This window comes from Nocardia sp. NPDC060220 (assembly GCF_042727815.1).
Taxonomy (GTDB): Bacteria; Actinomycetota; Actinomycetes; order Mycobacteriales; family Mycobacteriaceae; genus Nocardia.
This window is the reverse complement of the sequence record NZ_JBHWZY010000250.1, coordinates 1-8,275: the sequence shown is the minus strand read 5'-3', so window position 1 is coordinate 8,275 and position 8,275 is coordinate 1. Positions and strand designations below refer to the sequence as shown.

General features: G+C 66.0%; 8 protein-coding genes. 4 read left to right on the top strand and 4 right to left on the bottom strand.

What is annotated here, in order from left to right; translation table 11 throughout:
* On the bottom strand, positions 1-834 hold an 834-nt coding region (locus ACFWF3_RS15275), incomplete at its 3' end, for a CocE/NonD family hydrolase (RefSeq protein ID WP_379314153.1).
* Positions 835-1,087: 253 nt separating this feature from the next.
* On the opposite strand from ACFWF3_RS15275, the gene ACFWF3_RS15270 reads away from it, so the two are divergent.
* Positions 1,088-1,450, top strand: a complete 363-nt coding sequence (locus ACFWF3_RS15270; protein ID WP_379314152.1) for an STAS/SEC14 domain-containing protein — start codon at positions 1,088-1,090, stop codon at positions 1,448-1,450.
* A gap of 56 nt (positions 1,451-1,506) precedes the next feature.
* Here ACFWF3_RS15270 and ACFWF3_RS15265 read toward each other — a convergent pair whose 3' ends face one another.
* Entirely contained in the window at positions 1,507-2,805 is a 1,299-nt protein-coding gene (locus tag ACFWF3_RS15265; protein WP_379314151.1) for a putative glycoside hydrolase, read from the bottom strand.
* Positions 2,806-3,037: 232 nt separating this feature from the next.
* Between ACFWF3_RS15265 and ACFWF3_RS15260 the strand changes: the two genes are divergently transcribed.
* Positions 3,038-3,970 carry a polysaccharide deacetylase family protein gene (locus ACFWF3_RS15260; protein WP_379314150.1) on the top strand — a complete coding sequence of 311 codons (933 nt, stop codon included), beginning with the start codon at positions 3,038-3,040 and terminating at the stop codon, positions 3,968-3,970.
* 51 nt (positions 3,971-4,021) lie between these two features.
* On the opposite strand, the gene ACFWF3_RS15255 is transcribed toward ACFWF3_RS15260, so the two are convergent.
* Entirely contained in the window at positions 4,022-5,314 is a 1,293-nt protein-coding gene (locus ACFWF3_RS15255; RefSeq protein WP_379314149.1) for a PQQ-binding-like beta-propeller repeat protein, read from the bottom strand.
* Between the two features lie 60 nt (positions 5,315-5,374).
* On the bottom strand, positions 5,375-6,745 hold the full coding sequence (locus ACFWF3_RS15250; RefSeq protein WP_379314148.1) for an RNA-guided endonuclease InsQ/TnpB family protein: 1,371 nt from the start codon (positions 6,743-6,745) through the stop codon (positions 5,375-5,377).
* A 16-nt stretch (positions 6,746-6,761) separates the two neighbouring features.
* On the opposite strand from ACFWF3_RS15250, the gene ACFWF3_RS15245 reads away from it, so the two are divergent.
* Together ACFWF3_RS15245 and ACFWF3_RS15240 are read left to right on the top strand one after the other, a co-directional pair.
* Complete coding sequence (locus ACFWF3_RS15245; RefSeq protein ID WP_379314147.1) at positions 6,762-7,508, top strand: acyltransferase; 747 nt, start codon at positions 6,762-6,764, stop codon at positions 7,506-7,508.
* Between the two features lie 73 nt (positions 7,509-7,581).
* On the top strand, positions 7,582-8,121 hold the full coding sequence (locus ACFWF3_RS15240) for a DUF1697 domain-containing protein (protein ID WP_379314146.1): 540 nt from the start codon (positions 7,582-7,584) through the stop codon (positions 8,119-8,121).
* Positions 8,122-8,275: the final 154 nt, after the last annotated feature.

Here is an 8,275-nt window from a genome sequence, read left to right as displayed (position 1 = left end):
ATCCTCGAGCCACTGCCAATCGAATCGGCCGTTGAAAATCGATGCCAGATCGGGCATCCACTTCGTGGTGGTGATCGCCAGGAGCCAAGCCGGGGTGAACAACGGGTTCACTGCACCGCCGGGCAGAGCGTACGAGCGGAGTATGTCGCTGGCGCCGACGAGGGGGAAGATCGCCTTCAGCGCGGCCGGATTCTGCTGGGCGACCTGGAGTTGGACGATGCCCGAGTGCGAGATACCACTCATCCCGACATTGCCATCCGACCACGGCTGATTCGCGGCCCAGTCGATCATCTCAGCGGTGTCCTGCGTCTCCTGCTCGCTGAACATGTCCCACGAACCCTGGGAAAACCCGGTACCGCGGATATCGGCCACCACATAGGTGTAGCCACTCTTGATCAACTTGTCATCGGCCGAGAACAGTCGCGCTGCCCCACCGGAGCTGACGCCGATCAGCTCACCGATCCCCGAGAACGGCGTTCCGGTCAGGTTTAACAGATCGAACCGATTCATCACATCGGTGAACAAGTCGAACAGCACGGGGATCGACAGGGCCGAGGTGGCCAGCATCGACGCCAATTTCGTGTAGGGCGTCATGTTGACGATCGTCGGTGTCGGCGTCTCCACGATGCGTCCCGCAGCGTCCATCGGACGGTAGACATTCGCTTTGATCACTGTTCCGTCACTCATCGTGATCGGTACATCCCAGTCGATATGAATGCCCGGATACAGCGGTGGTGAATCCGCGGTAGCGGTCCACGCCGCGCCTCGCGCGCCGCCATCCGGCTGCGCTTGCACAGCGGGAACCGCCAACCCCGACGCGGCGATCGCCGTCACGGACACCACCGCCCCCGCCAACCATCTCCTGGAGAACAACCTCATCGATCCCGACCAGCCCTTCGTTGGACATCAGCTCAAGATAGAAACACGGATGTCTCTATCAGTTAGGTACAGTAATGTACCTAACATTTGAGGGCAAGAAGTGATCCACAACACTGCGCGGTTCATCCGTCACGGGTGAAGTCGGAGCGATGGGTCGGATCTAGGGTCGCGGGGGTCTGGACCAACGCCTTCGAGTCGAGGAGAGCCGATGCCCTTGCAGCCGATTTCCGATCTGCCCGTCGCGACGATCGGGTTCAGGGCCAGCGGGACGGTGACCGCTGACGACTATGCGAAGGTGCTCGATCCGGCGATCAGGACGGCCGTCGAGCGGGAGGAGCCGGTCAACCTGGTGTACGTCCTGGGCGAGGACTTCGACGGGTATTCGCTGGGGGCGATGGCGAAGGATCTCGAGTTGGTGAAGGTGCCGCGGGACGCGTGGGGGCGGATCGCGTTGGTCACCGATCATCGAATGTTGGGCGAGGCTGTGCATCTGTTCGGGTTTCTGATTCCGGCGCAGGTGCGGGTGTTCGCGCTGGCCGACGAGAGCGATGCGCTCGCCTGGGTGCAGTAATCGGCGCTGTGTCCGGACGGGGGCCGAGGCCGTTCTGCTCCGAAACCTGTTCCGTTTCAGGCCGGTTGGAGGCCGCCGCCGTGGTAGCGAGTGGCGGCGTTCCAGAGGAAGAAGCTGTCGATGCCCGCGTCTCGGGTGGCGTCGATCTGGGCGCGGAGTTCGGCGTCGCCGTAGGTGACGCCGAGGCTGAAGTCCTGGAGCCACGGGGCCACTTTCGCGCCGGTGCCCGCCGTGGCCGCCGTGAAGTCTTGCAGTGAGCGGAAGATGATGTCGTAGGGCTGGGCGTTGGGGTTCGCGACGCCGTATTCGCCGGGGCCCCAATGCGACGGGTAGATCATGGGCGCCACGAAGTCGACGCTGCGGGCGATGAGCGGGATGTCCTGGGCGATCTCGTCCGGGCGGGTGGAGGCGATTCCGTAGACCGCGGCGCTCAGGTGCGCGCCCGCGAGGTGCACGGGGTAGCGGCTCTCGGCGAGGAAGCCCGCGACCGCGGCGGCGGGGGTGTCGGTGAGGCCGGTGAAACGCATGCTGTTCAGGCTGCCGTCGGGGCGGCGGACGTAGTCGTACATGATGCCGTCGAAGCCGAGTCGCGCTGCCTCGACCGCGAGATCGATGTTGTATCCACGCACGTCGGGGTTGGCGAAATTGGTGAAGGCGATCGGGCCGTAGTGGCTGGAATAGGGTTGCCCGGAAGGATTCTGGACAACCCAGTCGGGTCGGCCGTTGTGCCAGGCCCAGCCCGCGAGAGTCGGATCGCGGAATGCGACGATGCGCCCGACCACCCGCAGGCCCATATCGTGCAACTGCCGCAGAGCTGCCGGGGCATCGTAGATCGCCGCGGCGGCACCGGATTCGAGGGCGAGCGGCACCTGGGAGGCGTAGCCGATCACGCCGTCCTCGTCCTTGATATCGAGCTGCACGGTATCGATACGGCCCTCACGGGCAAGATCGAGAACAGCTTCGCGCAGTCCCTCGTGCGACCAGGCGTGCGCGGTGACGTGCACCGCGCGCATCCTCGGTAGCGTGCTCGACGTGACCGCGGTGCTGCTGGTCTGATTGCCGTCGGCGTCCGTCGCGACGACCTCGAAGGCGGGGGCCCATCGCACCGAGAGTTCGAATGTCCCGTCCGCGGCGGGGACCACCGAATCGGGGCCGATGGACACGCGAGCCGCGTCGATCGCGGTGCCGCGCACCACGACCGGCGCGCGATAGGAGCTCACCGGATCGGTCGGTGTCATCCGCAGCGTCGGCGGCACGGTGTCGGCGACAGGCGACTCCGCGGATCTACTCAGCGCGAATCCGGCTACCAGGGAGACCACCAGCGACGCGAGGGCGACACCGATAACGGGAGCCATCCATCGCCGTCGATCGGCCGATCGGAGCTGCCATTCCACCGTCAACACCGCCTTTCAAAACCATTGACACGCCAACTATTTCGCAGTTCCGACGCGGCGTACTCGGTATCGATAGATCGACTGTAATCCGTCGCCGCGGCGTAATATCGCATTGATGATGGGCGGTTCGAACACAATGTTTCGGCTCGTGTCGGCGGCAGCGCTGGCGGCCGCACTCACAGCCTGTACCGCAGTGAACAATGCCGCGGTTCCGGCGCACACGACGGTGCCGGTGACGACGGCGAAACCGGCACCGCCGAATCCCGCCGAGATCGCCGCCAACGAACTGGGATTCGTCCCGATCCTGATGTATCACCAGATCACCCCGAATCCGGCCGGCGAATACGACCAGACCCCGGCGGAATTCCGGGACGAACTCGAACGGCTGTACCGCGAGAACTACCGCCCGGTCACCGCCGCGCGATACATCTCCGGCGACCTCGACCTGCCCGCCGGTACCCACCCGGTGGTACTCACCTTCGACGATTCCACCGGCAGCCAACTCGGCTTCACCGACACCGGCGCGGTGGCACCGGACAGTGCCGCGGGCATTCTCGCCGAGTTCGGGGCCCGCTACCCCGACTTCCGCCCGGCGGCCACCTTCTACGTGAACAACGAGCCCTTCGGCGCAGACCCGCGCGCGCTGCCGTGGCTGGTCGCGAACGGCCACGAAATAGGCGCGCACACAGCCGATCACGCCAACCTCGCGAGCCTGGACGCCGACGGCGTGCAACGCGAACTGGTGCAGAACGTGCGCGCGGTGACCACGGCGGCGCCCGGAGCGGCCGTGCGCACCATGGCGCTACCGCTCGGCATCCATCCCCGCGACCACGCACTGGCCACGGCAGGCCACTGGGACGGCACCTCCTACCGCTTCGACGCCGTGATGCTGGTGGGCTCCAACCCCGCCCCCGCCCCCTACGGCGCGGTCGACCCCGGCGGGGTGCCGCGCATCCGATCGGGCCGGGGTGCGGTCCCGTTCGATTCGGCCTATTGGCTGGACTGGCTCGCCGCGAACCCGGACCAGCGCTATACCGCCGACGGCGATCCGGCGCGCATCTCCTTCACCCGGCAGCGCGCGACGGAACTCGACGCGCGCTGGCTGGACCGAGCCAACCCGTACTGAGGCGATTCAGACGTACCTCGTCCGTGCGCGGCGGAAGAAGCCCGCGGGTACTCAGGCGTCCGGGGTGAAGGCGAAGATCTCACCGAGGCGGGTGGCGACGACGACTTCACCTTCCGGACCGATGGAGGTGCCCGTGGTGGTGCCGGTGGCGGCCGGCAGGGGGTCGGAGTCGATGGTGTTGCCGGTGGTGGTGTCGAAGGTGATGAGACTCAGGCCCGCGCCGATGGCGGCGACGGTGTAGCCGATATCGCCCGCGGTGTGTGCCGGGGTGCCACGAAGGGCGAGATCCTTGCGTTCCCAGACGATCTCGGCCCTGTCGTCCTTGTCGCGCAGCGCGGTCAGGTAACCGTCGTCGCCCGCCGGGATGATCAGGTCGCCCGCCACGGAAATGCCGCCCTGCGGCGCCCACGGCAACGGCTGGGTCCAGCGGGTGGCGCCGTCGGTGGCGTTCAGGGCGATCAGGCGCTTGCTGTTGTCGCCGATGTAGACGGTGTCGCCGTCGGCGGAGAGGGAGGGGCTGGTCGCGCTGCCGCCGGTGAGTACCTCGGCGCTCCACTCCTGGGTCACGGCGCCGTCGGCGTAGCGCATCGCGCGCAGAGCGGCGGCCTGCTTGCCCGGCTCCCAGACGGTGACGAAGAAGCGGCCGGTCGACGGGTCGACGGCGGTGGTGTTGGCGACGGCACAGCGGGGACCACCCGTCTGGCAGTCGTCGAGCCCGTCGCCGGACGCGGGACGGGTGAGACCGGGGTACTTCAGGAAGTCGGGTTCACCGAGCAGCTGCAGGGTCGGCACCACCCGACCGCCGGTCTGCCGGCTCAGCACGTCGACCTGACCGGACTGCGTCACCGTCAGCACGTTGCCGTCGCCGGTGAACTGGATCGCCACCGGCACGCCCGCCACCGGGGTGCGCCACCGCGGCTGCCCGAGGTAGTTGAACGAATTCACCGCGCCGTCGTCACCGACGTACACATTGCTGACTCCGTCGAGCACGGTCGGCGCTTCGATCGTCGACGGGCCGAGCGGGTTGCAGAAGCGTTTGCGGCCGGTGAGCATCTGAAAGGAGAAGATCGCACAGTTGCCGGTGCTCGTGGTGACGAACATCTGGCCCTCGGCGCCGATCGTCAACGGCTGGGCGATCGGGCCGCCCACCGGACGTGACCAGCTCAGCGACATCGAGTCCGCACCCCGCACCGGGCTGCCGCTCGCGTTGCTGCCATCGTGATGCGTTGCGGGCCAGCCTTTTCCGGCGCCGACCGTGATGTCGTCCACATCCGTGCCGCACCCGGCCAGCGCCACCACACCGGCGGCAGCGAGCGAGGCAACGACGCGAGTCCGAGTTCGCACTGCTGATCTCCCTGTGTATTGACGTCCTCCCGCGGATGGCACCGGGGATTCCAACCGCTTTCAAGCGGCAGTTGGAGCGGTAGTCCCTCGCGGGATGTCCGCCTTGGATTCCTGCTTCATAGACCGACTAGCGCTGAGGTCTCCACAAGCTGTGACCGCACGCCCTGCGGCCAGAATATTTCGTGCGGCATTCACATCCGCGTTCAGGGTGTGACCGCAATGGGCACACCGGAACAGCGCTTGGCTCTTGCGCGATTCCGGATCCACTACTCCACATGCCGAACACATTTGCGACGTGAAAGCTGCAGGTACCACCACGATCCGTGTACCCGTGTATCGAGCTTGGCCGGCCAGCGCAAGCTGCAACCGACGCCACCCTTTCGCAAGGATCGCCCTGTTCAGACCAGCCTTCTGCCGCACATTCACACCCGGAACTACCGCCGTGCCTCGCGCACTGCGGGTCATGTTCGTGATTTTCAAGTCCTCCACTGCCACCAGCGAATTCGCTGTCGCGAGTCGATGCGCAGTCTGTTCACAGAAGTCGGTACGGCGATCCCGCTCCCGCGCACGGATACTACGCATCCGTGACAGGGTCTTGCTCCGGTTGGCGGAACCCTTCTTTTGCCGCGCCAACTGCTGCTGTAACCGCCGGTAGCGTTTCGTTTCCCCAGCTGTGGCGAATACCCGGTCGACCATGACGCCGTCAGAACACGCCACGGCGACCTTCACGCCACGATCCACGCCCACTGCGGAATCAGGTGCAGAATGCTGCTGTGGGGTCACCAGTCCATCCTCAACGATGAACGACACCATCCATCTGCCACCATCCCGCGACACCGTCGCATTACGGACCTTTCCACCTACTGCCCGTGACATCCGGAACCGCACCCACCCGAGTTTGGGCAGCTTCACCCGACCCCACCGCTTGTTCAGCCGTTCGACGACCATCTTGCCGCCCTCCGGGAACCGGAACGATGGAACCCACCGTCGCGCCGAACGAAACCGCACTTTCCATGTCCCGTGCTCGCGACACGCCTTATCCAGATCCATCAGGGTCTGCTGCAAGCAATGCCCCGGCGCGGCTTTCAACCACGTGTGGTCGACCTTCGCCGACGCGAGCTCGCCCGCTTGCCGGTGGTAGTCGATCCAACCATCGCGGCGCCGGTAATCGCGCCGCTGCTCCAAACCGGTATTCCACACAGCCCGGCACACCGCAGCGAACCGCTCAGCGCAAACTTGCTGCTCAGCAGTGAGTTCGAGGCGGTACCGTCGACCGGTCAACATGCCGTCGATACACCGTTGCTGCAGCTCGACATCCGAACGCCCTATCTGCTCGCGCCGTTGATCGGGGTATGGCACGGTAAGTGTGCCCTGCGAAAGTACTCTGTGTACCCGAGGACCGAATCCCCGGGGCAGGCCCGGTGCGATCATGACGGGAGAGTAGTTCGTGACGAGCATGTGGGGCGCGCCGCTGAGCGCGCGCTGGCGTGGATCACGCCGCCGCGATCCGCAGCAGGCCCGATTTCTGACCAGGGATTCGCTGCGCTGGGTGCTCGCCAACCGCGCCTACACCCCCTGGTACCTGGTGCGTTACTACCGGCTGGCCAAGTTCCGCCTGGCCAACCCGCATATCGTGCTGCGCGGAATGGTGTTCCTCGGCCGCAATGTGGAAATCCACGCGACCCCGGAACTCGCGCGCATGGAGATCGGCCGCTGGGTGCACATCGGCGACGGCAACGCCCTGCGCTGCCACGAGGGCTCGCTGCGGATCGGCGACAAGGTGGTGTTCGGCAAGGACAACGTCGTCAACACCTACCTCGACATCGAGATCGGTGAGTCGACCTTGGTCGCCGACTGGTGCTACATCTGCGACTTCGACCACCGCATGGACGACATCAACATGCCCATCAAGGATCAGGGCATCGTGAAGAGTCCCGTGCGGATCGGCCCCGACACCTGGATCGCGGCGAAGGTGACCGTCCTGCGTGACACCCGGGTCGGCCGCGGTTGCGTGCTGGGCGCGCACGCGGTGGTGCGTGGCGATGTCCCCGACTACAGCATCGCGGTCGGCGCTCCCGCCAAGGTCGTGAAGAACCGCAAGGTCGCCTGGGATGCCAGTGCCGAGGAGCGCGAGGTCTACATGGCGGCGCTGGCCGACATCGAACGCAAGAAGAACGCCGCCGCTCAGTCCTGACTCCCGGGTGCTTCGCTGACACGGCCACCGGATGCGATGGTTTCTGTCGGTGAGGGTCGGTACGGTCAGCGACGTGGAGAGCTATGCGGCGCTGCTGCGGGGGATCATGCCGACCAACCCGAACATGCGCAACGAGAAGTTGCGCGGGGTGTTCGAGGGGCTCGGCTTCGAGAAGGTCGCGTCGGTACTCACGAGCGGCAATGTCGTCTTCCGCACCGCGGACGACCCCGCCGACCTGGAAGATCGCATCCAGCAGGCACTCAACGCCGAACTCGGCATCCCGGGCGGCACCATCATCCGCAGCCGTCCCGAACTGCGCGCGCTCCTCGACCGCGACCCCTTCGAAGGTCTCCCCCACGAACGCGGCTCCTATCTCACCGTCACCTTCTTCAAGACGAAGATGCGCGAAGCCGACACCAAGACCTTCGACGACGACCCCCTCACCCGCGTCATCGGCTACGACCGCAAGGCCCGCGCCTTCCTCACCGTCATCGACAACAGCACCGGCGCGACCCCTGACTTCATGGCCCGCCTGGAGAAGATCTACGGCAAGGACATCACCACCCGCACCTGGCTCACGGTGCAGCGCGTGGTGAAGAAGATGGAAGCCTGACCTGTGACCAGGTGCGGCCGGCCATAGGTGCGTTGTCAGCGGGTGGGAGCGACCGCTCGGCAGAGGAAGACGACACCGGCGCGGCCGATGCGGGTGATCACCAGGGTGTACGGCGTCGAGCCTCGCTGTTTGAGCTTCTTGCGAAGTCCATCGG

Coding starts and splice junctions, on each gene's coding strand:
- ACFWF3_RS15270 (WP_379314152.1), top strand. CDS start 1,088: ATGCCCTTGCAGCCGATTTCCGATCTGCCCGTCGCGACGATCGGGTTC.
- ACFWF3_RS15265 (WP_379314151.1), bottom strand. CDS start 2,805: ATGGCTCCCGTTATCGGTGTCGCCCTCGCGTCGCTGGTGGTCTCCCTG.
- ACFWF3_RS15250 (WP_379314148.1), bottom strand. CDS start 6,745: ATGATCGCACCGGGCCTGCCCCGGGGATTCGGTCCTCGGGTACACAGA.